Consider the following 25,369-nt stretch of genomic DNA (forward strand, 5'->3'; position numbering starts at 1 on the left):
TCGGAATGACAATTGAAGTTAAATTGTAAACCAATCTATTGGTTATCCGGCATCAATAACTTCTATCTTCCAGCTTTTGTATTAAATTTCGCTCAAAGCTGAATTGATGATGTTCAATTCTTCCTGAGAAAGGTCAATAGACATAGCTTTTGCATTTTCGATAGCTTGTTGTGCGTTTCTTGCTCCTGCCAGTACTACTGTAATTGCCGGCTGCAGTGTAGTCCATCTTAATACCAGTTGAGAAAGGCTGGCACCTTTTTCCTGCGCAATAGGTTCAATTTTTTCTAAGAAAGTTTTCACTTTATTCAAATCAAACTGCGAGAAATATCCGTTTCTGTGGTCGTTATCTTTTAATTGGGTTTCTTTAAAATATTTACCGGTTAAAAGACCTCTTTCCATTGGGCTGTATACGATAATTCCTGAATTGTTTTCCAAAGAATAGGGAACAAGGTCGTTTTCAATGGCACGGTTCAGCATACTGTAAGAAACCTGGTTGCTGGCAAGCTTTAAAGTTCTGTTAGCTTCTTTCATTTGAGCTACACTATAGTTGCTTACCCCTGCAGTACGGATTTTTCCCTGCTGGATTAATAATTCCATAGCTTCCATTGTCTCACCGATAGGAGTGGTGCTGTCCGGCCAGTGAAGCTGTAAAAGGTCAATATAATCTGTCCCTAATCTTTGTAAGCTTTCCTCAACTTCTTTGATGATGTTTTCTTTGGAAGCTAATTTATATACGGGAATTACTTTTCCTTCGTCTTCAGCATCAAAGAAAAATTCTCCTTTTCCGTTATTGCTTCCGTCCCAGACCAATCCGAATTTTGTTAAAAGCTGAATTTTTGAACGGTCTTTTCCTTTGATTGCTTCACCAATCATTTCTTCACTCAATCCGAAACCGTAGAAAGGTGCTGTGTCGATAGAAGTTACTCCATGATCCAATGATGCGTGTATAGAGTTGATAGAGTCCTGCTTTTCATTTCCTCCCCACATATTTCCTCCGATAGCAAAAGCTCCGTGTGTGATTGCTGATAATTCTAGATCTGTATTTCCTAATTTTCTATATTCCATTTTGTTTTAAAATTGTTATATGTAAACCACCCCGTCAAAAATTCTTTGAATTTTCGCCACCCCTCCAGTGGAGGGGAATTCTCGATGTTTCAATTGTAGTATTCGTGAAAATCGGAGATTTTCAAAAACTTAAGTGTTCTTATCAACAGCCTGTATTATAACTTTATTTACTTAAGTATTTAAAACTTTTGTGACTTTTGTGGTAAAATTATTTGTTATTTATTTAATTCTTTTAAAATAGCTTCTCCAACTCTCTTTGCAGATTGAGGATTCTGTCCTGTGATCACTCTTTGATCTGCAACTACATGGTTCTGCCAAAGCCCTGATTTTTCAAATTGTGCTCCTCTTTCTTTCAGCTTGTTTTCTAATAGGAAAGGAACTACATCTGTTAATTTTACTTCAGCTTCCTCTTCGTTAGTGAAAGCATTGATTTTTTTTCCGTCTACAAGATATTTCCCGTTATTCAGTTTGATATTTACCAATCCTGCCGGACCATGACATACTCCTGCCACAATACCTCCGTTTTCGTAGATTTTTGAAGCGATATCTGCCAGGTCTTTATTGTCTGCAAAATCCCACATGGCTCCATGTCCTCCTGCATAAAAGATGGTTGAATACTCTTTCGGGTTTACCTGAGAGGGTGTCATAGAATGGTCAATTTTGTTCTTGTACTCCTTGTTTTCCCAGAATTCTTTGTTTACAGGATCTTTCAAATCGAATCCGTCTACCGGAGGAGTTCCGCCTTTCGGACTTACAAAGTCAATTTCATATCCTGCATTGTGAAGAACTTCCCATGGATGAGAAACTTCACCCAGATAATATCCTGTATCTTCACCAGTACTGCCTTTTTTATCGTGGCTGGTTACGACGAATAAGATTTTCTTTTTCATATTTTTTGATTTTTTAGTTTGTGCCTGAGCGAATCCTATCGTGAAGATCGCCAGCATTAAAAACGCTAATTTTTTCATTATTAAATGATATTGGTAATATAAATCTGTGGTTTTTCCTGAAGCTTTTCATCTACCAATGCCCCGAAAGCCTGAATATAAGGCTGTTGATTGTGCTGATCCAGTCCCTCTTTACTTTTCCAGATTTCATAGAAAACAAATTCGTTTTTGTCTTCAATTCCCTGATGGAGGCTGTAAAGCTCACATGGTTCTTCTTTTCTTGTCTCTTTTACCATATTCTGAAGAACTTCCAATACCTCTGGCTGATGTTCTTCTTTGGCTTTTATAATTGCTGTAAGATGAATTTTCATATTAAATAAAATTTTCAATTGAGTTATAGATAGGTTTCCATTCCAGTTCTGTTCTGGCTTTGTCTGCATTACATCTGCTGTTGGATGCAAAGCCGAAGTAGCCGCCTGCAGGACCGAAATTGTCAACAGCGTCCTGTATACTTAAAGATTGGGCTGGTTCCAGATTGTATTTTTTACTGATAACTCCGGCAATGTTTTTTAAAGATGAAGCACCATTTTCTGCATAATAGATAGAGCCTTCTTTCGCTTTCTCCAAGGCCAGCACATACAGATCTGCCAAATCTTCAATATGTAAGTTGGACCAGATATTTTCACCTTCTCCAAAATAAACACCGTGCCCTTTTTTCTGAGAAAAATTAACCAAAGCCGGAATCTGGATACTGTCTTTTTTTATTCCAAGACCTTCTCCATAAACCATAGTAGGAACAATAACGATACTTCTTATCCCTTTTTGAACGGACTGAAGAACATAATTGTTAATGAGAACCCTTGATGCCATTTCCAGTCTTGGAGTCAGAGGGAAATCTTCAGTATACACAAAATCACTTCTTTTACCATTTTCTTTACCTCCGAAAATAGCAGATCCGGAAGTAAATATGAATGTTTTATGGCTTCCTTCCATTGCTTTGATAAAATTATCCACAGCATAAGCATCATCCGCAGAATCAGCATTATGGATTACTGCATCAACGCCGGAAACGGCTGTTTTTATTAAATCTTCATTGTGGATATTCCCAATAATGGTTTTAATGCCCAACGATTCCAGTTCCTGTACATGAGCTTCGTTACGAACTAATCCGGTTACTTCATAATTTCTGTCAAGCAGTTTTTTAGCGATAGTACCTCCTATATAGCCGGTAATACCTGTTATCAATATTTTTTTCATGATACTAATTCTGGTTTTAATTCTTTTTCAAATACATTTCTTACATGTTCTCTGTAAAGCTTCATATCACGCTCTATATTAGCATTTTTCTCCACATCATGGAAGTGGAAACTTTCCATTTTCTCCAGCGAAACAAAGGCATTCATTCTATGGAAACCAAATAATGGTCCATCATCTACACTTGTTTCACTGAAAAATTCTCCGGGAAGTGTAAAAGCTGTTGCAGGAGCGTTCCAGCTGGTAGTCAGCATATATTTTCTGCCACCAAGCATTCCTCCTGTACCATAATTGATTTCAGGATTCTCAGCCTTTCTTCCATCACTCATATAAATTCCTTTTGCATGACCTGCTGTGAAAACTTCATCAATATATCTTTTTAATCCGTTCGGAAGCTGAAACCACCAGATTGGAGTATGGTAAATAATGTAATCTGCCCAGACAAACTTTTGCACTTCTTCATGGTTATCATAATTTTCACTTACATTGGTGATCTTCACTTCTACATTATCAAATTCTTTAAGGGCTGCTAATGTATTTTCTGCAATAGTCTGATTATATTTTCCTCCGGAATGTCCGAAATTCTGTCCTCCGTTGATGATTAGTACTTTTTTCATTTTTTTATGATTGTTTAAATTTTACTCTGCAAAGTTAGGATGGATGTTTGTATAATAAAAATAATATAAATTATAGGAAAGTATTATTAAAATTATAGTTGGATTGGTTCAGGATTTTTGGTTTAAGTTGAAGGTCGAGAGTGAATGGTGAATAGTCAATAGTGAATAGTCAATCCGCTTCACTTGTGAATTTTTATGAGTATGCCAATTCACCATTGACTTTGCGCAGCAAAAATTGACCATTGACGGCACTAATGGTAAAATGTCATATCATATCTGAACTGAAATTCCTTTCTGTCATGTAAATTTGTTTAACAAATTGAAGGACAATGATACAGATAGCGGTTTTTAGTGATGTGCATGGAAATCTTCCTGCCCTGGAAGTAGTGTTGAAAGATATTGAGCAGAGAGGAATCAGGCAGAAGTTATGCTTAGGAGATCTGGTGGATTTTGCACCCTGGGGAAATGAAGTGATAGAAAAAATAAGAAACCTGAACATTCCCTGCCTGATGGGAAATCATGATGAAAGAATTGCTTTTGATATTCCTGTTGTTCCTTTGTCCAAGCATTCGGAAGAAGAGACGAATGCCAGATTCATAGCAATCGATCATTCTAAAAAACATATTACAGAAGAGAATAAAACGTTTTTATCAGAGCTGCCTTTTCATTTAAAATTAAATTATAAAGTAGGGGAAAAGCATTGGAATATTCAATTGGTTCATTCCAGTCTTGAAAGTAATGATACTTATCTTTATGAATCAGAAAATGATGAGGTTTTTGAGAATATGCTAAAAGATTCCCGAGCTGATATTGTGGTGATGGGACATACCCATTTATCATTTAAAAAACAGTTTGAAAATAATACCTGGGCTGTTAATTGTGGCTCTGTAGGACGTTCTAAAGAAGAAAACAGACTGGCTTCCTATTTGGTGCTGACTTTAGACGAAGAAAAAATCACCCCTGAAATTGTACAATTACCATATCCGATTGATGAAACAGTCCGTCAGATATGGGAAAGCGGGATTCCTGATTATTATGCCTCATTTCTGAAGAATGAAAATGTATTAATATTATAATTATTTTGTAAATTTGCATCAGAATATTAATAAATAAATCATGGTCAATTTAGAATGGTATCGTACTTTTAAGGCGATATATAAAACCGGGACATTGACGGGTGCTGCTGATGCTTTATTCATATCACAGCCGGGAGTGAGTCTGCATTTAAGCTCATTGGAAGCTTATGTAGGATACAAACTATTCGACAGGACCGGTAGAAAAATGATTCCTACAGAACGCGGGAAAGTATTGTTTAATGCCGTTGCTGAACCTATTACCAAACTGGAAGATGTAGAAAAAAACTTCCAGAAATCTACAGAAAAACATACCCCTACCATTAGTGTGGGAATGTGTTTTGAAACGTTTCAGACTACTTTGGAACAGTATGTTTCTTCATTGCCTTTTAATCTGATTATCAGTTTTGGAGAATATCCGGAAATGCTGGATCAGCTGGACAAAGGAATTCTTGATCTTATCATTACGCCGAAAAAAGGATCTTCACCCAATATCGAGCATGAAGCATTTTCTTCCGAGCAGATCGTTCTTGTAGGAGGGAAAGATGTGGATAAAGCTGCTTTCAATAAAATGTTAAAAACAAAAGATGCAGAGCAGATTGAAGGATGGCTGAAGAATGAAAAATGGTACGGAACCACCGGAGATATGGAACACCTTTTCCAGTTCTGGATATTGAATTTTGGTCATAAACCCAATTTCCGTCCCAATTATATTGTTCCCAATATGAATTCCATCATCCGTTGTCTGAAAGGAGGAACAGGATTAGCTGTAGTTCCCGATTTTCTATGCAGAAGCGATATCGAAAGCGGTGAAGTTCAGTTAATCTGGGAAGGAAAGAAGAAATTTGAAAATACATTGTACTTCGGATGCCGTAAGAAAACCAATTATCAAACTGAAATTGAACATATTAAAGGTTTATTCCGTAAGGTGATGAACTAGTAAAATCATATCTTTCATCTGTAAACCGTTTTCATAAATAGGATCTGGATAATTTTTAATAAAGAAATCTTTCAGAACTCCATTTTTGATGAATCCGTTTTTCTCATAAAATCTGATCTGTTGGAAACCGGTATCCGATGTTCCGACAGTCAGTGTTTTATAATGATTTTCTTTTGCAATTTCTTTTGCTTTATCCATCAGGATTCCTCCGATGCCTTTACTTCGGCAACTTTCAGTCACTGCGACGTTTTTAATTTCCAGTTCACTATTGCTCTTCTTGTACAGTGCCATCACAGCAATATTTTCAGTACCATTATTCAGAAGATAGATGTCAGAATTGAAAATATATTGATTGATCGCCTCCTTGGTTTCATCTGCCAGCAGCAAGAGATGATAAGGAATTTCCGAATCAGAATTTAATAGATTAAAAGTAAAATCTTCCATTTACAGACTCATATGAATAAGTGGATAGTCTTTTCCTGAACCGTCTTTCTCAGATCTTCCGATTTTTTTGAAACCCATTTTTTCATAAAACCCGATGGCTTGAGGATTTTGTTCATTCACATCCACTTTGGTCAATCCGGTTTTCTCTTTCATGAATTGATAAAGCGTTTTTCCGTAGCCTTTTCCACGCGTGTCATTATGAATAAAAAGCATTTCGAGGTTGCCTTCTGCTACAGAGGCAAATCCTTTAGCTTCATTATCTTCAGTGATTAAATAAACTTCCAGGTTAGGAAGATACTCTCTTGGAATGGCTTCTTTAAAATAATTGAAATCTTTTTCAGCAAGAAAATCGTGAGTTGCTTTTACAGCCGATTCCCAGATTTCCATAATTCTCGGATAATCTTCTGCAGCAGCCAGTCTGATATTTTGTGACATGATTTTTTAAATTTAAACAAAAATAAAGAAAATAGTGTTGGAATGCTAGCTGGACCGTAAATTAGAAACCAGAAATCAGTAAAAAAAATCAGTAACTGAAAGCTGGAATTACCTCATTACATAGCCATTTTTTAATAGAAACAGTAAAATTGGTAGGCGGGATTTTCAAAATTTTGTTGCAAATTTGTTTATCACTTTATATTAATAATTAAATAAAGACTTATGCAAAAGAAAACCTATACAGGACAGCCTGTGGTAACCTTAAATAACGGAGTGGATATTCCTGCTTTAGGCTTTGGAGTATGGCAGATGGAAGACCTGAAAGAATGTGAGAATGCAGTAATAAAAGCTATTCAGAGCGGATATAGAATGATTGATACGGCTGCTATTTATCAGAATGAAACGGCTGTAGGTGCCGGGGTAAAAAATAGCGGAGTAGACAGAGAAGCATTATTTATCACATCAAAAGTATGGGTTCAGGATCATGGGTATGAAAAAGCTAAAAGTGCTTTTCAGAGAACATTAGACAGACTGCAGATGGATTATCTTGATATGTACCTTATCCACTGGCCTTATGGAGACTTTTTAGGAACCTGGAAAGCTTTGGAAGAATTATACAAGGAAGGAAAGATCAAAGCTATAGGAGTATGTAATTTTACGATTGAGAAACTGGAAGAATTAAAAGCCAATTCAACCGTGTTGCCGGTAATCAACCAAATTGAACTGCACCCGGTATTCCAGCAAAAAGAATTGCAGGTATATGACAGAGAAAATAATATCATAACACAGCCATGGAGTCCGCTTGGAAATGGGAATGCCCAGCTTTTAAGTAATCCTGATCTGAAAGCAATTGCTGAAAAATATGGTAAAACCGTAGCTCAGGTAATTCTGAGATGGCATCTTCAGGAAGGATTTGTAGTGATTCCAAAATCTGTGACACCATCAAGAATTGAAGAAAACTTTAATGTATTTGATTTTGAACTTACAGAAGATGAAATGAATGTTGTTCGTTCTCTGGATACAGGGAAAAGATTATTCTTTGATCCTAAAGATCCTGAATGGGAGCAAAAAATGCTGAATTCCGTAGCGGATATTTAATCTTCAGATTGACAAATGAATAATTCCCGCAGGTTTCATGAACACAGATCAGGAATCTGAGTTATTGTGAAACCTGCGGGATTTTAAATGAATAATAACCCATGACTGCACAAGAATTCATACAAACACTCTCGTTATTCAGGAATGAAAAAGAACTCGATAAAGTAGAGAAGTTTTTCAAAGGAAATGATGGGATTACAAAGAGTTTCGGAGTGAAATTCGGAGATGTCTTTACTATGGCTAAAGAGTTTTCTGCTATGCCTTTGGATGAGGTCAATAAACTCCTTGACAGCGATTTTTATGAAGTAAGAATGGGGGCAGTGAGTATCATGGATTTCCAGGCCAGAAATAAAAAAACGACTGAAGATCAGAAAAAAGACCTTTTTGATCTGTACCTGAATCGCCATGACCGTTTGAATAACTGGGATTTTGTAGACAGGGCGGCCAGAAATATTATTGGAGAATATCTTCTTGACAAGCCTAGAGATATTTTGTATAAGCTTGCTTATTCCGACAGTCCGTGGGAAAGGAGAACAGCCATTGTAAGCACTCATGCGTTTATCAGGAAAAATGATGTAAAAGATACTTTTGCCCTTGCAGAAATCCTTATTCATGATCCTAATGAACTGGTGAATAAAGCAGTAGGAAGCTGGATCAGAGAGGCTGGAAAAAAAGACCAGGAGAAACTACATGATTTTCTCACTACTTATGCTAAAACAATGTCTGCTGTTACATTTTCTTACGCTACAGAAAAGCTTGATCCAGTATCAAAATTACACTATAAAGGACTGAGGAAAGCAAAATAAATCTTGCCTTGCACAATGTGCAATAGACGTTTTTCAATAACCCTAACCCTTAAACTTTAAACGTTGAACTTTAAATTCACTGAGGAATATCATGGTATTGAATGACTTTCATTGTCACTTTCTTCGTAAATTTTAATAAAAATAATTCTTATGTTTTGGCCGGATACAATCAGTAGAAAACTAGGGATACAATACCCTGTAATTCAGGCTCCGATGTTTGGAGTAAGTACGGTACAGATGGTGGCAGCTGCTGCAAAAGCAGGTTGTCTGGGATCACTGGCGCTGGCAGATCTTTCTGCGGATCAGTCTGTTGAATTGATCAGGGAAACGAAAAAACTGACTGATAAACTTTTTGCAGCCAATATATTTGTACATCACATTCCTGAAGTGACCGACGCTTTAAAAGAAAAGTTTATCAAAACGAAGCAGTTCCTTGAGCAGCTGGCGAAAGAAAATAATATTGAAGTAGAACTTCCGGAACTTGAGACGATCAGTATACATCCTTATCATGAGCAGGTGGATGTCATCATCGAAGAAAATTGTAAGATCTTGAGTTTTACATTCGGAAATCTGGATGATCAGAGTATTCAGAAATTAAAAGAAAACGAAATTACCCTTATCGGAACCTGTACTTCTGTGAATGAAGCTTTGCAGCTTGAAAAATCAGGTATTGATATCATCTGTGTTCAGGGAATAGAGGCGGGAGGCCACAGGGGAAGTTTTGAGGCGGAGCACATTCCGCAGATCGGAGGTTTATCTTTGCTGTCACAGGTGTATGATCATGTAAATGTTCCTTTGATCTATGCAGGAGGAATTTATGGAGCCAAGACATTGCAAGCCGTTAAAAATTTAGGAGCTCAGGGATTCCAGGTTGGAAATCTTCTGCTGGTTTCTCAGGAAAGTGCTTTGCAGCCTTTTGAAAAAGAAAGACTGAAAAAAGTACGGGAAGAAGAGATTGTTTTAACAAAAAGCTTTTCCGGAAGATATGCCAGAGGAGTGAAAAATCAGTTTATAGAAACGGTTGAAAATTCAGAATATATTTTACCATATCCTTATCAGAACAAGCTGACCAATGCACTGCGTAAAGCTGCAAAATCTTTGCAAAATCCGGAATTTGTTGGAATCTGGGTTGGACAGTCTATTCATCAGTATAGTGAACTTTCCACAGAAGAAATTTTGAGAAATCTGATCACAGAATGTGAAAGATAGATCAATATGTTTTCAATTTGCTGTTAATTTTCTATTTTCGTGAAATATAAAAACTAAAATCAGCGAAAATAAAAATGAAATTTTCAGAAGGAATTCAAAAATCACTCCCGTTCGGATACTTATTTCTTGTTGTAATGGGAATACTTAAAGAGAGTGTCTTCTACTATCAGATAGGCATTAATATTCTGAAATATTCAACAATAATGGATATTTTAATAAGTCCGATTGCTACCTTAACTGCTCATCCAGTAATACTGATTGCCCTGCTTGTTATCGTTGTATCTTCATTTGCCTTTCCGTCCTATTTATCAAAGCAAAGTAATAAGAATAAAAAATGGGCACTGAAAATGGCTTCTCTTAAAGAACATGAAAATATGAGTAAAGAGGCTATTGAGAATCATTTTACCAATATGTTTGTAAGATTTCTGGCCATGATGCTGTTGTCTTTCTTTGTAGGAATAGGTATGGGAGAAGGGATGACATTAACGAAAAGAATAAAGGAGAACAGACTTAAATATGATTATAAATTAAACTATAGTGATGATAGTTCTGATCTGGTTCATCTGATAGGATCAAACAGTATGTATTATATCTATCTGGCAAAAGGAAACAAAACGGTAAAAATTTCACCGGTAGGATCTATCAAAAGTATTGAGCTGGTCAACAACAAAAGATTGAATAACTAGAAATAATGCTTAATAAAAAAGCTTCAGATCATATGCTGAAGCTTTTTTATTTATTTTGTTAAATCAAGACCGCCAAAATTTCCGGAACTCATCATTAAATAAACACCATCCGTTTTATCCAATGTATTCCAATAGGCATGAAGATCTTCAGCATTCGTGAAAACCTTTAAATTTTCATTCTTGAATTTTTCTTTGATAAATTCTGGAGATATAGGCTCCATTCTCTTGATCTTCAAAGCATCTTCAGAGTAGAAAACGATGGCTTCATTCAAGCCGTCCATTGCATGATCATACTGCTCAAGGAAGGCCGGATTTAAGCTGGAATAGGTGTGAAGCTCCAGAAATCCATATTTCTTATCATTTTTGAATTGCTCCGTAAATGCTTTTACAGCTGCCTTCACCTTGCTTGGTGCATGAGCGAAATCTTTATAAAGTATTCCTTTATCTTCTCTTTCTACTTTTTCAAGACGTTTGGATGCTCCTTTGAAGCTCATAATAGCCTCATAGAAGTCTTCATCCATAATACCAAGCTGTCGGCAGATATGTCTTGCTCCTTCCATATTCAACAGGTTGTGGGCTCCAAAAACAGAAAGCGGAACATCTCCCATTTCAGTTTTTAAATACACTTTACCATTATTGATTTCGTATTCAGGAGTGTTGTAAGGGATTTTTCTGAAATAGTTTTCTGCATTTTCCACTACTTTCACTACTTCCGGATCCTCTTCATTGTATACCAGAACTCCACCTGGTGTAATGCTTGCTACAAACTTTCTGAACTGATCAATATAATCATCAAATGTTTTGAAAACATTGATATGATCCCATGCAATGCCACTCATCAAAGCGATATTCGGCTGATACAGTAAAAATTTAGAACGAAGGTCGATAGGAGAAGAAAGGTATTCATCACCTTCCAGAACCATGAAATCATTATCCTGAGTCAGTTTTACCATACAGTCGAAACCTTCAAGCTGAGCGCCTACCATGAAATCCACATCTTTCTGGTGGAAATTCAAAACATGAAGGATCATTGAAGTAATGGTTGTTTTACCATGTGATCCGGCAATGACAACTCTTGTTTTATTTTTTGACTGTTCGTAAAGGAATTCAGGATAAGAATATATTTTCAGACCCAGTTCTTTTGCTCTTGCCAGCTCAGGATTATCCTGGTGGGCATGCATCCCAAGAATAACAGCATCAATATCCGGAGTGATCTTTTCCGGGAACCATCCCATTTCCTGAGGCAGAATTCCTTTCTTTTCCAGGCGGGATTTTGAAGGCTCAAAAATAGCATCATCAGAACCTGTCACCTGATATCCTTTGTCTTTTAATGCAATCGCAAGATTATGCATGGCGCTTCCGCCAATGGCAATGAAGTGGGTTTTCAATTGTATTTACTGTTTTTTAACATTAGTATTAATGATCTGCTGGAAAACTTCAAGAATGTTGTTCCAGTTGGTCTGGTAATTCGGAATAATCATGCTGGCATCCGATTTACTCCCTTCATTTGGACCTTTCTTGATGTTGATGGAAGTTGAAATATTATCGTACAGTTTTTTGCGGTCTTCCTGTATTCTTCTGAAATTGTTCTGAGAAAGAACCTGATCCAGTTTTTTTAAATCTTCATCAGAAATTTTAAAATCCTGTTTATATTTTTTACCCTGCCCTTCAAAAGAGTAGTGTACATTATTCCCTTTTATAAGCATGTTTTCATATACAGGAGCATAGCCTCCACTTTTCGAATAGCTGATATCAAAATCCGAATATACCTTCTGGCTGTTGCATGAAACTAATACTATGATTGCAAATAAGATTCCAAGTATTTTGTTCATAATTTTTGTCATTACTTTAATTATTTGAGTCCTTTTGTTCTAATTTTTTAGCTTTAAGTTCTTCATCATAACTGTGTAATAAGTTGAAATCTTCTGTCTGCTCAATGGCAGTCATGATTTTCAATAAAATTTCCGGTGCTTTTTCATTATCATAATCAATATCCAAAGGAGCTTTGAATTCCATCGTAGGTTTTACACCGGTTACCTTTACGCGGAGTCCTTTTTTATCAAAAGCTCTTCTGAATCCGTTTATTTTGATTGGAATTACAATAGGACGCTGATTTTTCACCAATTTGGCAGTTCCTCTTCGTCCCTGTGCAAAAGCGGAAGTAGTTCCTTGAGGGAAAGTCGCTACCCAGCCATTGTCCAATGCTTTCATAATGTTGTCTACCTCACTCATATCTACCATTCTGTTGACATTTTTCCCTTCAGCTCTCCATGTTCTTTTTACTGTTACAGCACCCGCAATTTTGAAAATTTTGGGAAGAATACCTTTATTCATGGTTTCCTCTGCTGCTACATAGTAAAAATCGATCTTAGGGTTCAATAAGTAGATCGGGTTTTTTATCGTGTTTAAATATCCGTTATTTACAGCACAGAAAGCATGGTACATTGCTGCCACATCTGCAAAATAGGTCTGATGGTTGGATACAAAAAGTACGTTAGAATCCGGAAGATCCACAAGGTGTTCTGTTCCGGTTATCTTTAACTTATTAAAGCCGTTGAATCTTCTGTATGATACAACTCCTAAAATAAAAATAATAAACCTTTTCAAAAAATAAGGTGTTCCGAATGCATCGGTGAAAATATTTTTCTTCGCCATCTCTCAATTAAACACGGTAGTGCAAAGTTACATTTTTTTCAGCAACTGGCTGAATTCACTTAATATCATCGCTGTAGCACCCCAGATAATGTATCCGTTGAAATTGATAACAGGAACCTCATATCCGTTTGCATTAGGCAGTGCCATGATTTCGGGGGTACCAGACAGGTTTAGAAAGGAAGTGATGGGAAATTCTATGGTTTCCACAGCTTCCGTCTGCTGAAGAACGAAGGCGGGATTCTTTTTAGTATAAGAAATATAGGGATATACATAAAAATTGCTCGGTGGAATATAAATAGGAGACATTTCTCTGATGATCCTTACATAATGTTTGTCTATTCCAATTTCTTCGGAAGTTTCCCGAACTGCAGTTTCCGCAAAATCTCTGTCCATCTCCTCACGCTTTCCTCCAGGCAGTGAAATCTGCCCGCTGTGTCTGTCGTGTTCGTTAATCGTTCTTTGAATCAATGGAAAATACCATTCATTGTCTTTCAGATACAGAAGGATGTTGACCGCGGCAAATTTGGGATTCTTTGCCAATACTTCATCATAAGTAAAAACGGGGCGGGAGGGAGGTGAGAAAACTCCATGGGCGTGTTCACCAGGAAGCTCTACACTTTTTATTTTTCGTAATAAATCTTTTCCAAAATTTTCCATACCTCAAATTTAACAATATATCTTGAAGAAATAAGGGCCTTAACATTAATTAACCTATGTCGTATTAGAATGAAAAGATGAGTAATTGTGAATTTTGCTTCACCAATGAAAGGTGAATTATTGTGGGGTGGTAAAGATTTTAACACCCGGCACTGTGAAGTTTTACTACTCATGATGAATTTTGAAAAATGAGTGAAAATCGTGGCCGTAGAAAATTTAATATTCACCACTGAATGAGCTACTTACAGTTGTTAAAATAACTCCCGTATTTTTCCGTAACTGAAAACAATGACACCCGTACAACGGCAAATAGTGACCCTTACAACTATAAACAGTGACTTTTGAAATTTACACTTTGATGGTGGTTTTTCATCTTGGCTCAGAGGCTACCTTTGCCTTACTATTAACCAATTAATTTTTACTAAGATGAAAAATTTACTTACAGGTGTATTTACACTATTCGCCATGAGTTTCGGATTTGCACAATTCAATATTGATGTAACTACCCAAACAGGAAACTTAAATGTTGCTACTGTGGATCAGACTGGTCTTTTGAACATCAACTCTTTGACACAGACAGGGAATCGTAATACTGCAGACATTGATCAGGTAGGTATTTTGAACGTTAATACTGCACAAAGTATAGGAAACAGAAACTCAATAGATGTAGATCAGGTGGGTATTGGAAACTCAAATGAAGTAATGCAGATGGGAAACAGAAACTCTGCTTCAACATGGCAGCTTGGAGTTCTTAACTCTACAGAACAAACTCAGATAGGAAGAAGAAATGATGCTTCTTCGGTACAGGTAGGATTAGGGAACTCTGTCGTTCAATATCAGGACGGAAGAAGAAATGATGCTTCAGCTATTCAGTTAGGTAGCGGTAATGAAGCTTACCAGGTTCAGCTGGGAAGAAGAAATGATGCCAGCGGACTTCAGGTAGGAGCCAACAATATCCTTGTTCAGTATCAGGATGGTAATGATAACAGTGCTACTCACGTACAAGCAGGAACAGGTAATATTGCCGCTTCAGTTCAGGTAGGAGATGATAATACCTCTGCTGGATTACAGATTGGTAATGCCAACCAGCTTTATCAGTTCCAGGTAGGAGATTCCAACACAGCTATTGACCTTCAGATGGGTAATGGTAACTTCACCTGGGTAGCTCAGAGTGGTGATGGCCATATTCACGTAGGAGCTCAGATGGGTAACGGAAACTCAATGATTGTGAATCAATCCAATTAAGCCCTATAACATATACTGTAAATCTTAGAAATTGTAAAGGAGAAACTACAGGGTTTCTCCTTTTTTACCTCCGGTTTTCTTCGGTTTGCGTCAGTATCTTTAATACATAGAGGCCATGTTTACTTTAAGATGGAGTGTTTTTGCTCTTTTCATATTATTGCCATTACAGGCACAGGAAATAGACTGGGATAAGATCAACAGCAATACAATCTTTAATCTTATAGCCAGGCAGCAGATTGATCAGATTTCATACGGTACTAATATCATTCAGATGGGTGATTATAACAATGCCGAGCTTTCTCTTAATGCCAGAACTAATATTGTTGTAAAACAACTGGGAGACTTTAATACACTTTATTTTATCAATTCATTTACAGATAAAGAATCTAAAGCTGCCATTACTGCACAAGGAAACAATAATATTATTGATGTCACGGGAAGCAACAGTATTTCGGATGGAGTTCAGATCAATGTAAAGGGAGACAATAAAACAGTTTTCATGAGAAACTATTAAAATACAAATGATGAAACTTTTATATTCCCTTAGCCTGAGCACATTTTTTAGCTTCCTGTCTGTATGGACTTATGGGCAGGAAGATAAAAAAATAAATGCAAGAATAGAGAGCAGCCTCCTTGAAAATCAGATTATACTGAAAGCAATTGTAATGAACAATACCACCGTTTATAAGGAATTAAATTACCTTTTAGTTTCTATTAAAAAAGGAAATGACGGGAACCTTTCAAACAATCAGCAGAGTGGTAAATTTTCTGTGAATCCCAATGAAGTTAAAATATTATCGGAAATCAATGTCAATCTTGAATCAAAAGATGCATTGAAAGCCTTCCTTTATATCAGGGATGAAGAAACACAAAAGCTGGTCGCCAAAGACAGTCTGGAGCTTAACAGTGATCTTTTTAAAAAGAAAACAGCAAAGGTAGAAGAAGATGCGGCTTATGAGCTGAGAGGATTGACCATTGATGAAACTAAAACCAAGGTTGGAAAAGATTTTTATGATCTTTTTTATATACAATACAGCCAGCTTCCGGATAAAAGCATCAGTGCTATTACAATTACAGAACTTCCCCTTCGCGGAACAAGCGGCCAGATTAATATTCAGATTGAGGATAAGATTATTTACAGTTTTATGACCAATCCTGCAGAAGATTATTTAAAAGAGCAGCTGGTCTACAGCTTAAAATATATCAAAGAATTTAACGCTAAGAAAAACCTTATTAAAAATGAATTTATCTACTAAAAATGTCCGCCATGAAAACCTTTATCATTATTTTGACCTTTATTGCAGGTATTTTCTACGGAAAATCTCAGCAGCTCGTCTACAAACCGGTCAATCCGGCTTTTGGAGGAGACACGTTTAATTATCAGTGGCTTTTAAGCTCTGCCAATGCACAAAACCAATTTGACGAAAAAAATGATTTCAGCGATCTGCTGGATCGTGTAAATTCTCTTGACAGCTTTACCCAGAGTCTCAACAGGCAGATTCTCAGTGAACTTTCAAGAAAACTGTTTGATGAACAGTTTGGTGATGGAAATATAAAGCCCGGAAATTATCTTTTCGGATCGCTTTACTTACAGATTACCAATACTAATCAGGGACTTTTAATCAATATTTTGGATACCAGTAATGGCGATCAGTCCGAGATCGTAATTCCGAAATAGGAATAACTAAAAATAAACTTACCATGACAACCTACACTTACACCAGAATCTTTTTCTGTAGTTTCCTGCTATGCATTCTGCAGGCTTGTAGCTCAATATTTGGTTTACCTTCGGATCCCGAAAAACCAACAATGGGTGAGGTTACTTCCTCTACCGCAGAACTGAAAAACCTTCCCCTTCCCAAAGAAAAAATTGTAATTGGGGTCTACAAATTCCGGGATCAGACCGGCCAGTATAAACCTTCCGAAAACGGAAACAACTGGAGCACGGCAGTCCCTCAGGGAACCACCACCATTCTTATCAAAGCACTGGAAGACAGCCATTGGTTTATCCCTATTGAAAGGGAAAATATCGCCAATCTTCTCAATGAAAGACAAATCATCCGTTCCACACGACAGGAATATATAAAGGATGCAGATAAAAACAGTCAGGCACTTCCTCCTCTTTTATATGCCGGAATTCTTCTTGAAGGGGGCGTAATCTCCTATGACAGCAATATTCTCACCGGAGGGCTTGGAGCGAGGTATTTCGGAATCGGTGCTTCCACACAATACCGCCAGGACAGAATTACTATTTACCTTCGTGCTGTCTCTACTCTTAATGGAGAAATTCTTAAAACAGTTTATACCTCTAAAACCATTCTTTCAACCAGCGTCAACGGAAGTTTTTTCAGATATATTGATACGGAAAGACTCCTTGAAGCTGAGGTAGGACTCACCCAGAATGAGCCCGTTCAGCTTGCTGTAACCGAGGCTATTGAAAAAGCCGTAAAATCTCTTATTGTAGAAGGAATAAGAGATAAAATCTGGGGAAAAGCAGTGGATCCCAATGGAGGATACCAGACTTTAATCAATGAATATAACAGAGAGCAGGAGCAAAATGACGGAAGAGCAGTAGGTGGCAAATATCCGGAGAACTACAGACAGAAAGTTTCTGTATTTGCCAATGTTGAAGGGCAGAAAGTGAAAGATGATTATGTAGGCCCTAAAATGAATGTTGGAGGTAAAATAGGATTCAAATATTTCCTTACTCCCTACCTGAATATAGAATTGAATGGCAGTTATTTTACGCTGGAAAATTCAAATATTGTGAAAAGAAACTATTTCGGTCCCGAAGTGAATCTGGAATATGTGCTTTTTCCTAAATACAGATTCAGCCCATACATTTACGGTGGAGCTGGGGCTATGTATTCAAAATATAAACCTCAATATAAAACACAGTTCGGAGGAGGGCTGGAATATATGATCAGCCGGAATGTTTCACTGAGAGCTTCGGCTCAATATGACCTGGGATTCAAAGATGACTGGGAAGGCCTTGTGAATGGGAAAAGGAAAGATCAGGCTTTACGCTTTGGTATAGGAATCAATTTTTACTTCGGAAACAAATAAAAACACGAATTATGAAAACTTTAATTAAAATACTCAGCATATTCATCTTTGCTTTTTGTCTGTTTTCATGCAATGAAGACCTTGTAGAACAGGCTCAAACAGGAACACTAAAAGGAAAAGTTGTAAAAAGAGGCAGTAATGTGCCGCTTTCCAATGTGAAGATTTTTACCAATCCTACAACACAGACGGTTTTCACTGGTACAGACGGCTCTTTTGAAATCGCAGGCATGCCGGTAGGCAATTATTCTGTAAAAGCAGAGCTTTCGGGATATATTACCAGCTTTCAGTCTGTCAATATACAGAATCAAAATCAAGTGGTAACAGCAGTTTTTGAGATGGATGATGATACATCATTGAATTCTCCTCCCGCTACACCACAGTTGCTAAGTCCGATAGATAACGCAGTAAATCAACCTTTGAGCGTCGAATTAACCTGGAGCGCAACAGATCCGGATACAGCGGATGTTTTAAAATACAGTTTGGCAATTAAAAATAATCTTGACACTAATGTGATTCAGGTTAATGATTTGACAGCGAATCATTATACGCTTTCAAATCTGAAGTTTGGTGTAAGTTACTTCTGGCAGGTGTCTGTTTCGGACGGCATTCACCAGCCAGTTTTAAGCTCTATCAGTAAATTTACTACCAATACGGTACCGGCCAACAGGTATCATTATACCCAAAAACAGAATGGGAATTTTGTGATCATCTCCAGTGATGATCAGGGAAGTAATTTCCAGTTTACCAATTCTTCCTACAACAGCTGGCGGCCACGTAAGAACAACAATGCAGGTCTCATTGCTTTCCTTCGTACAGAAGGCGGAAGTACTCATATTTATACAGCCAATCCTGACGGTTCCAATCCTTTTAAAGTAACAACAGTAGCTGTAGCAGGTTTTAATAATTATGAAATGGATTTTGCATGGAGTACAAACGGTAAGGAGCTTATTTATTCTAATTTCAACAAACTGTACAGGATCAATAAAGACGGCAGCGGTCTGAGTCTGGTGTATACCACTCCTGACGGAAGTATGATATCCGAATGCGACTGGAGTTATGATGGTAGTAAAATAGCTTTGAAAACCAACGATTATAACGGCTATAATACCAAAGTTTATGTTATAGATATGACGGGAACTGTTCTTAAAACTGTATTGTCCGGTTCCCCGGGAGCCAGTGGTGGACTGAATTTCTCCGTAGACGGACAGCTTCTTCTCTTTACCCGTGATGTCTCAGGATATCTGGACGGAAGTGGAAATTACCGACAGCTGGATTCACATATTTTCATCTATAATCTTGTCACAGATGTTATAAGTGATATTTCTGCTGAAAGCGAAAAAGTGATGGGAACCAATGATCTTGACCCAAGATTCTCACCGAATAATGCACAGATCATTTTTATGAATACTTCCAATGATAATATTTCGCAAAGAAATGTAATGGCCATTGATCTTAACAGCAGTATGACGGATCTTACCCGAACAGCGCTTTTCAGCAACGGGGAGATGCCGGATTATGAATAAGCTTCAAGGTTTTTAAATTCAAAGTTTAATCTTGTTTCGCTACTTTTTATGATTCAATGATTGGTTTTGCAAAACAAATTAACTCATGATATTAAAAGTCCAGGGTTTTAAAGTTTAAAGTTCCAAGTTGTGAGCCAGAGATTAGAGATTTGGGTTGTTTGCACATAAACAATAAGTCAAAGTTATATAAGCTTTTTCATAGCTCAATTTCTGATCTCTATGTCTCACTTCTGGTTTTACAATGAATAAGGATTAATAATAAGTTACGCCCTGATTCTAGAATAAAAATGGATTAGGCATAAAAAATTCCAGACTGTAAAGTTTGGAATTTTTTTGAGTTTTTCATGGGAGAATTTCAGTCGATAATATGATTCTCAATAGCATATTTTACAATTCCGACTGAGTTTTTCGCATTTAGTTTCAAAAGAATTCTTTTTCGGTGTGTTTCTACCGTATTGATACTGATAAAAAGTTTTTCAGAGATATCTTTACTGCTGCATCCGTCGCAGATCAGTTTCAGGATTTCCATTTCACGGCGGGTGAGGGGTTCTTTGATGTGGGGATTTTGTTTTCCCTGCTCACTGCTGATGAAATTCATCATTTTTTCCTTTGCATGATCACAGATATAGATCTCATTGAGGAGTAAAACATTAATGGATTTCAGGAACTCATCATAAGTGCAGTTCTTGTCCAGATAACCTTTGATGCCTTTGTTGAAAAGCTTCCGCATATCTATCACGTCATAAGAGCTTCCTATGACAATGATTTTGGTGTTTTTATGTTCAGAAATAATGTTTTCTACCAACTTGCAGATTTCTGTAAGCATGAGCATGTTGGAACTCATGACAAGCATTTCCGATGGCTCTTTTTTTAAGTGTTTGGAGAGGGTTTCTAAAGAATTACAAATGTCAATTGTGCTAAAAATTTTGCTTTGTGTAAGCAGTCTTGATAATCCCTCGGTATAAAGCATGGGCTCATCAAAAATGGTCAATTTTGGTTTCATCATGGTTTGTTTTGTTTATATAAAAATATGAAAAAAACTTTATATTTTAAACAAAATTGATAAATAATTTTAAGTTATGTTGTTTTTCTTAGTGGTTAAATGTTGTTTTTATTAATTATTTAATAAATAATTCTCTTTTTGTGGAGTTTTTTAGAGTTATTACTGTTAAAACGTATTGTTTATCGTTGTTTTTAAAGTTTGTTTTCAAATGTGGTATCATATAACTAACGTGGTAGGGATATGCTTTACCGGAAAATTAACCGAGTTGGCAATGAAACAATATTCATTGGCTTTATGATGAAGCTGTTCTGCTTTTTCCTTCATAGATTCTTCTGCAACGGTTACTGCAGGATGTAAAGTTACTTCTGTAAAATATCCGCTTCCGTTGGCTGTTTCTGCCATTATACCTGTTGCTTCATCGGTGTAATCTGTCACAATAATGCCAGCCTCGGAACAGAAATGAAGATACCACAACATATGGCAGGAAGAAAGTGAGGATAGAAGCATCTCTTCCGGATTATGTTTTGTTCTGTTACCATGGAAAGCAGGATCTGATGAACCCTCGATAATAATTTTGTTTTCTGCAGAAATAGTATGGCTTCTTTCGTAATCTCTATATCCACTGGTTCCGGTTCCCTGATTGCCTGTCCATTGGACGGTGATTTTGTAACGATGATGTTTTTCCATTTTGAATTGAAATAAAAAAAGTATCTGCTAAAATTAAGCAAATACTTTTTTTTTAAATAAAATATGAATTTTTATTAATTTTTGATGAGCTTTCTACTGGTCGTATTACCATTCTCGAAAGTTATCTTTGCGGTATAGATCCCTTTGGATAAGTCTGAAACAGAAGAGTGAGAGTCTTTTATTGTTTTTATTACCTGCCCGCCAACGGAGAAAATTTCTATTTTAGTCACTCTATCCTTTGATATGAAGATGAGGTTTTGGCTTACGGGGTTTTCAATGGCAACTACAGAAGAAGATTTGCCCGGATTAGTGGTTGCCAATGTCATACTATTAAGAAGGTATTTTACGATATAGCCGCTTCCGTTAGCAATGATATTGTTGTCGTTAATGATCATATCTCCAACTGTTGTCAGGTTTGGGTCTGTTTCCACAGAATAATTGAAAACAGGTTCTATTTGTCCGTTTTGAGCAATTTTTGAAATGAAAAATTCACCTCCGTTCTGGGCATAATTCATTCCTCCGATGTAGTAGTAGCCATTTTTTTCAACGATACTCAAAATATCATTCAAAGAGGAAAAGGAAGAATTGAAATTAGCTGTAAATGATGGGTCAAAAGTTCCGTTTGCATTAATTTTGTTAAGACTTCCGGCTGCGTTCGGATCAAAGCTTGAAAAAATAATATTGTTATTGCTGTCAAGGATTGCAGATTGTATATATCCTGGATTGAAAGTTAGATTGACAATACCTGTGTTTCCAAAACCCGTAATAAGCTGTCCATCTGCGTTGTATTTTGCCATAGCACCCACATATGCCGAACCTGTAGGATCTGCCTTGTTGTATCCAAAACCGATAATATTGGATTGGTTGTCTAAAGCGACTAAGTTAAAGTTTGAAAAATTATTGATAAAGCCATTCATCCCGAATGTAGTATCAATGCTTCCATTTTCATTCAGTCTGCATATAATCCCTGTAGGATCTTGTAAGGGAATAATTGTTTTCTGTCCGTAAACGATTATTTTGTTATTCTGAAGGACAAGTCCGTATCCCCGAACATTCAGATCAGGATTGATATCAGCAATTTTTGCGATTCCGTTAACGCCAAAGGTATTGTCTAATTGTCCGTTTGGAAGTATTCTGATAACCACTGAGTAGTTGATATTTGCATCAGACGTAAATGCTTGAATTAAAAGTTTGCCATCCTGCTGCATTTTCAGCTGGCTGTCATTGGAAGTGTAAGGTAATTGAATTTCACCGTTGTTTCCGAAAGTGGTATCAATTGTACCAGTTGCGGTTAGCTTTGATAAAAAAGAGGGTGAGGGAGTCATTCCAGTATTCTTGGTATAAGTAAAATAAATGTTTCCGTCTGAATTTTGAACCATTTTAGACCAGGCATCATAGTTGGGGGTAGAATAGATACCATTTGAAGCAAAAAGATTGTCTTTAGACACAATCTGGGCAGAGATATTCTGAATCACCAGAATAGCCAGTAATAAAATTTTTTTCATTATTTGTTTGAGTTTTTATGTCTGACAAAAGTAATAAAAAAACCTCCGGTAAAAACCAGAGGTTGAATTTTGTCTTAATTAGAGAATTCTATTAATTCTTCTTTTTTAGCATTGTAGATTTTGTATTCTAAATATTTAAAAGAATCTCTTGGAACGATGGTTACCCATTTTTTGTATTTGATAAACCATTTCATCTGGATACTTTTAATGCCTTTTGTAAGGTAGGCTTCCACAAACGGGTGTACATGCAGATAGATTTTTCCTTTTTCTTTCTGCAGGATGTTTCTTAAGGTTTCACCCATTCTTTCCACGATAACAATAGGAGCTACAATTTCTCCGTCTTTGTTCGGGTTTTCTTCTTTGGTGTCGATCTGCTTTTCCGGACGGTTTCTTTGTCTGGTGATTTGGATCAGACCAAATTTACTAGGAGGAAGGATTTTGTGGCGTGCTTTGTCGCGCTTCATTTCCTCTTTCAGATGCTCGTAAAGATCTCTTCTGTGATCAGAATTTGGCATGTCTATGAAATCAATAACGATGATACCTCCCATATCGCGGAGGCGAAGTTGTCTTGCGATTTCAGTAGCGGCCATTTTGTTCACTTTCAGTGCATGTTCTTTATTGACAGCGGCTCCGGTAGTAATATTGTTGCCGGAGTTGACGTCAACGACGTGAAGTGCTTCTGTGTGTTCAATAACAAGATAGGCTCCTTTGGAACTTGGAATGTTAACGTGTTTTCCGAAGCTCTGTTTAAGCTGTTTTTCAACATTGTAATATTCCAGAAGAGGAATATGGGAATCATAAAACTGGACAATATTTTTCTTTTCAGGGGCAATTACTTCTACATAATTTGTCATTTCGCTTACCATTTGCTCATCATCGCAGATGATATTTACGAAATCCTGATTAAAATTGTCTCTTAAAATAGCTGAAGCTTTGTCTTCTTCGCTTAAAACTTTGGATGGAACTTTATTTTTCTGGATGTTTTTAAAAGTGCTTTCCCATTTCTGAACCAGCTGGTTCATATCATTATGAAGATCCGCTACTTTTTTTCCTTCGGCTACTGTTCTGATGATAACTCCGAAACCTTCAGGTTTGATACTGTCGATAAGGGTTCTCAGTCTTTCCTTTTCTTCAAAACTTCTGATCTTTTTAGAAATAGAAACTTTATTGTCGAAAGGGATCAGAACCAGAAAGCGTCCTGTCAGAGAGATTTGGGTAGAGATTCTTGGGCCTTTTGTAGAAATTGGCTCCTTAGTGATTTGCAGAAGAACTATATCGTCTTTGACGATCACTTTATCTACCGTTCCATTTTTGTCTATTTCGGGTTGTATCTCGAAATTCTTTAAGCTTGAAGTGCTTTGTTTTTTAGAAATAGTATCTTTTAAAAACTTTTTGTATGTAAGATACTGAGGCCCCAGATCCTGATAGTGCAGAAATGCATCCTTGTCATATCCGATATTGACGAATGCTGCATTCAGATTGGGTGCCAGTTTTTTTACTTTTCCTATAAACAGATCTCCAACTATAAAATCGCTTTTGTCCTCTTGCTCATGAAGTTCACATAGTCTTCCGTCTTCCAGTAATGCAATCTTTGTAAGATCATCTTCATGCGAAACTATTAGTTCTTTCTTCATTTTTTAATAAGATAAAATTGTTAAGATTATAGGAAGTGGATGTTTTCTAGATTAATTCATCTATTAAATATAAGGATTTTGAATGAAAACCATTATATGTTTATTAAAATAATATTTGAAACCATCTGCTTTCCGCGGAATCTTATAGTTGCAAACAAAAATATAGTTAGTGAACTTTAAGAATTTAAATCCACCAACTATATTATTATATTGTAAATCTCGAGAAGAGGAGATTATTTTTTCTTATGTCTGTTTGCTCTTCTTCTTTTCTTTCTTTTGTGAGTCGCAACCTTGTGTCTTTTTCTTTTCTTTCCGCTTGGCATAATTTTAATTTTTTAGTAACTAGTTAATATTCAGTTAATGTTCTTATTTTACTGCAACTTTAGTTTTTACTTTCTCAACAAAAGATTTTGAAGGTTTGAAAGCAGGAATGTTATGAGCAGGAATCTCAATTGCAGTGTTTTTAGAAATATTTCTTCCTGTTTTAGCAGCTCTTGTTTTAATGATAAAAGATCCAAAACCTCTTAGATAAACATTATCCCCATTATACATAGAAGTTCTGATCTCCTGCATAAAAGCTTCTACAACTTTCTGTGTTTCATTCTTTTCTGTTCCCAACTTATTTGAGATGGTGTTTACCAATTCTGCCTTTGTCATTTCCTTATTTTAATTTTAAATTTTAGGTGTGCAAATTTAGTTAAAAAAATTGAATACTAGCAAATTAGTGGCAAAATATTTTTATTCAAATCGTTGAGCTTTTAATGTATATGCTATATTAAGGCAGGATTGTAACAATTTAACAATAAAATAATCTAGCGGGATAAAGGTACAAAAAAAATAATGAACAAAATTTAATAAATGCCGGCAGCAAAAGGTTCTG

28 protein-coding genes are annotated in these 25,369 nt (G+C 36.4%); 12 read left to right on the forward strand and 16 right to left on the reverse strand.

The window, feature by feature from the left end; all coding sequences use genetic code 11:
- Positions 1–81: 81 nt before the first annotated feature.
- The 5 genes from KYG33_RS19775 to KYG33_RS19795 form a co-directional block, all read right to left on the reverse strand.
- Positions 82–1,065: an aldo/keto reductase gene (locus tag KYG33_RS19775; RefSeq protein WP_180565251.1), complete on the reverse strand. Its 984-nt coding sequence runs from the start codon at positions 1,063–1,065 to the stop codon at positions 82–84.
- Positions 1,066–1,280: 215 nt separating this feature from the next.
- Positions 1,281–2,033, reverse strand: a complete 753-nt coding sequence (locus KYG33_RS19780; RefSeq protein WP_198424139.1) for a type 1 glutamine amidotransferase domain-containing protein — start codon at positions 2,031–2,033, stop codon at positions 1,281–1,283.
- 2 nt (positions 2,034–2,035) lie between these two features.
- Positions 2,036–2,323 (reverse strand): putative quinol monooxygenase, encoded by a 288-nt coding sequence (locus tag KYG33_RS19785; RefSeq protein WP_077414125.1) that lies wholly within the window; start codon positions 2,321–2,323, stop codon positions 2,036–2,038.
- A 1-nt stretch (position 2,324) separates the two neighbouring features.
- Positions 2,325–3,209, reverse strand: coding sequence for an NAD-dependent epimerase/dehydratase family protein (locus KYG33_RS19790; protein WP_219072282.1), 885 nt, complete (start codon positions 3,207–3,209; stop codon positions 2,325–2,327).
- Entirely contained in the window at positions 3,206–3,823 is a 618-nt protein-coding gene (locus KYG33_RS19795) for an NAD(P)H-dependent oxidoreductase (protein WP_077414129.1), read from the reverse strand. Before KYG33_RS19795 ends, KYG33_RS19790 begins: the two co-directional genes overlap by 4 nt.
- Before the next feature lie 329 nt (positions 3,824–4,152).
- Between KYG33_RS19795 and KYG33_RS19800 the strand changes: the two genes are divergently transcribed.
- On the forward strand, positions 4,153–4,899 hold the full coding sequence (locus KYG33_RS19800) for a metallophosphoesterase family protein (protein WP_180565253.1): 747 nt from the start codon (positions 4,153–4,155) through the stop codon (positions 4,897–4,899).
- Between the two features lie 40 nt (positions 4,900–4,939).
- Positions 4,940–5,836: a LysR family transcriptional regulator gene (locus KYG33_RS19805; RefSeq protein ID WP_077414133.1), complete on the forward strand. Its 897-nt coding sequence runs from the start codon at positions 4,940–4,942 to the stop codon at positions 5,834–5,836.
- On the opposite strand, the gene KYG33_RS19810 is transcribed toward KYG33_RS19805, so the two are convergent.
- Both KYG33_RS19810 and KYG33_RS19815 read right to left on the reverse strand, forming a co-directional pair.
- Positions 5,813–6,280: a GNAT family N-acetyltransferase gene (locus tag KYG33_RS19810; RefSeq protein WP_077414135.1), complete on the reverse strand. Its 468-nt coding sequence runs from the start codon at positions 6,278–6,280 to the stop codon at positions 5,813–5,815. The genes KYG33_RS19805 and KYG33_RS19810 overlap by 24 nt on opposite strands.
- On the reverse strand, positions 6,281–6,715 hold the full coding sequence (locus tag KYG33_RS19815; protein WP_219072283.1) for a GNAT family N-acetyltransferase: 435 nt from the start codon (positions 6,713–6,715) through the stop codon (positions 6,281–6,283).
- A gap of 222 nt (positions 6,716–6,937) precedes the next feature.
- On the opposite strand from KYG33_RS19815, the gene KYG33_RS19820 reads away from it, so the two are divergent.
- The 4 genes from KYG33_RS19820 to KYG33_RS19835 all read left to right on the forward strand — a co-directional run bounded on the left by KYG33_RS19820 (position 6,938) and on the right by KYG33_RS19835 (position 10,514).
- On the forward strand, positions 6,938–7,813 hold the full coding sequence (locus KYG33_RS19820) for an aldo/keto reductase (protein WP_219072284.1): 876 nt from the start codon (positions 6,938–6,940) through the stop codon (positions 7,811–7,813).
- Positions 7,814–7,914: 101 nt separating this feature from the next.
- The gene (locus KYG33_RS19825) at positions 7,915–8,619 is read left to right on the forward strand and encodes a DNA alkylation repair protein (RefSeq protein ID WP_219072285.1); all 705 of its coding nucleotides are present in this window, start codon (positions 7,915–7,917) and stop codon (positions 8,617–8,619) included.
- Positions 8,620–8,769: 150 nt separating this feature from the next.
- On the forward strand, positions 8,770–9,828 hold the full coding sequence (locus KYG33_RS19830; protein ID WP_219072286.1) for an NAD(P)H-dependent flavin oxidoreductase: 1,059 nt from the start codon (positions 8,770–8,772) through the stop codon (positions 9,826–9,828).
- Between the two features lie 74 nt (positions 9,829–9,902).
- Positions 9,903–10,514, forward strand: a complete 612-nt coding sequence (locus KYG33_RS19835) for a hypothetical protein (RefSeq protein WP_219072287.1) — start codon at positions 9,903–9,905, stop codon at positions 10,512–10,514.
- A 50-nt stretch (positions 10,515–10,564) separates the two neighbouring features.
- Here KYG33_RS19835 and KYG33_RS19840 read toward each other — a convergent pair whose 3' ends face one another.
- From KYG33_RS19840 to KYG33_RS19855, 4 genes are read right to left on the reverse strand one after another with little or no spacing between them, the layout of a single operon-like run.
- A complete protein-coding gene (locus KYG33_RS19840) occupies positions 10,565–11,902 on the reverse strand; it encodes a UDP-N-acetylmuramate--L-alanine ligase (protein WP_180565258.1) in 1,338 nt (445 codons plus the stop codon).
- 6 nt (positions 11,903–11,908) lie between these two features.
- Positions 11,909–12,346 carry a hypothetical protein gene (locus KYG33_RS19845; protein WP_077414268.1) on the reverse strand — a complete coding sequence of 146 codons (438 nt, stop codon included), beginning with the start codon at positions 12,344–12,346 and terminating at the stop codon, positions 11,909–11,911.
- A 16-nt stretch (positions 12,347–12,362) separates the two neighbouring features.
- Positions 12,363–13,169: a lysophospholipid acyltransferase family protein gene (locus KYG33_RS19850; RefSeq protein ID WP_047373745.1), complete on the reverse strand. Its 807-nt coding sequence runs from the start codon at positions 13,167–13,169 to the stop codon at positions 12,363–12,365.
- Between the two features lie 27 nt (positions 13,170–13,196).
- Positions 13,197–13,826: an NUDIX hydrolase gene (locus KYG33_RS19855; RefSeq protein ID WP_077414149.1), complete on the reverse strand. Its 630-nt coding sequence runs from the start codon at positions 13,824–13,826 to the stop codon at positions 13,197–13,199.
- 426 nt (positions 13,827–14,252) lie between these two features.
- Here KYG33_RS19855 and KYG33_RS19860 point away from each other — a divergent pair, with 426 nt between their 5' ends.
- From KYG33_RS19860 to KYG33_RS19885, 6 genes are all read left to right on the forward strand, one after another.
- Positions 14,253–15,071 carry an RIP homotypic interaction motif-containing protein gene (locus KYG33_RS19860; protein WP_219072288.1) on the forward strand — a complete coding sequence of 273 codons (819 nt, stop codon included), beginning with the start codon at positions 14,253–14,255 and terminating at the stop codon, positions 15,069–15,071.
- 115 nt (positions 15,072–15,186) lie between these two features.
- A complete protein-coding gene (locus KYG33_RS19865; protein ID WP_180565259.1) occupies positions 15,187–15,585 on the forward strand; it encodes a hypothetical protein in 399 nt (132 codons plus the stop codon).
- 7 nt (positions 15,586–15,592) lie between these two features.
- Entirely contained in the window at positions 15,593–16,327 is a 735-nt protein-coding gene (locus KYG33_RS19870) for a curli production assembly/transport protein CsgE (protein ID WP_257468846.1), read from the forward strand.
- An 11-nt stretch (positions 16,328–16,338) separates the two neighbouring features.
- A complete protein-coding gene (locus tag KYG33_RS19875; protein WP_077414270.1) occupies positions 16,339–16,749 on the forward strand; it encodes a curli production assembly/transport component CsgF in 411 nt (136 codons plus the stop codon).
- A 23-nt stretch (positions 16,750–16,772) separates the two neighbouring features.
- Positions 16,773–18,137 (forward strand): CsgG/HfaB family protein, encoded by a 1,365-nt coding sequence (locus KYG33_RS19880; RefSeq protein ID WP_077414157.1) that lies wholly within the window; start codon positions 16,773–16,775, stop codon positions 18,135–18,137.
- Positions 18,138–18,148: 11 nt separating this feature from the next.
- Positions 18,149–19,660, forward strand: coding sequence for a carboxypeptidase-like regulatory domain-containing protein (locus KYG33_RS19885; RefSeq protein ID WP_180565261.1), 1,512 nt, complete (start codon positions 18,149–18,151; stop codon positions 19,658–19,660).
- 355 nt (positions 19,661–20,015) lie between these two features.
- On the opposite strand, the gene KYG33_RS19890 is transcribed toward KYG33_RS19885, so the two are convergent.
- The 5 genes from KYG33_RS19890 to KYG33_RS19910 form a co-directional block, all read right to left on the reverse strand.
- A complete protein-coding gene (locus KYG33_RS19890; RefSeq protein ID WP_228408650.1) occupies positions 20,016–20,666 on the reverse strand; it encodes a response regulator transcription factor in 651 nt (216 codons plus the stop codon).
- A 213-nt stretch (positions 20,667–20,879) separates the two neighbouring features.
- Positions 20,880–21,350, reverse strand: a complete 471-nt coding sequence (locus KYG33_RS19895) for an OsmC family protein (protein ID WP_077414161.1) — start codon at positions 21,348–21,350, stop codon at positions 20,880–20,882.
- A 74-nt stretch (positions 21,351–21,424) separates the two neighbouring features.
- Positions 21,425–22,855, reverse strand: coding sequence for a T9SS type A sorting domain-containing protein (locus KYG33_RS19900; protein ID WP_219072289.1), 1,431 nt, complete (start codon positions 22,853–22,855; stop codon positions 21,425–21,427).
- Between the two features lie 74 nt (positions 22,856–22,929).
- Positions 22,930–24,489 carry a ribonuclease E/G gene (locus KYG33_RS19905; RefSeq protein WP_077414165.1) on the reverse strand — a complete coding sequence of 520 codons (1,560 nt, stop codon included), beginning with the start codon at positions 24,487–24,489 and terminating at the stop codon, positions 22,930–22,932.
- A 366-nt stretch (positions 24,490–24,855) separates the two neighbouring features.
- The gene (locus KYG33_RS19910) at positions 24,856–25,146 is read right to left on the reverse strand and encodes an HU family DNA-binding protein (protein ID WP_002984212.1); all 291 of its coding nucleotides are present in this window, start codon (positions 25,144–25,146) and stop codon (positions 24,856–24,858) included.
- Positions 25,147–25,369: the final 223 nt, after the last annotated feature.

The organism is Chryseobacterium sp. D764, assembly GCF_019317325.1.
In the GTDB taxonomy this organism is placed as follows: domain Bacteria; phylum Bacteroidota; class Bacteroidia; order Flavobacteriales; family Weeksellaceae; genus Chryseobacterium.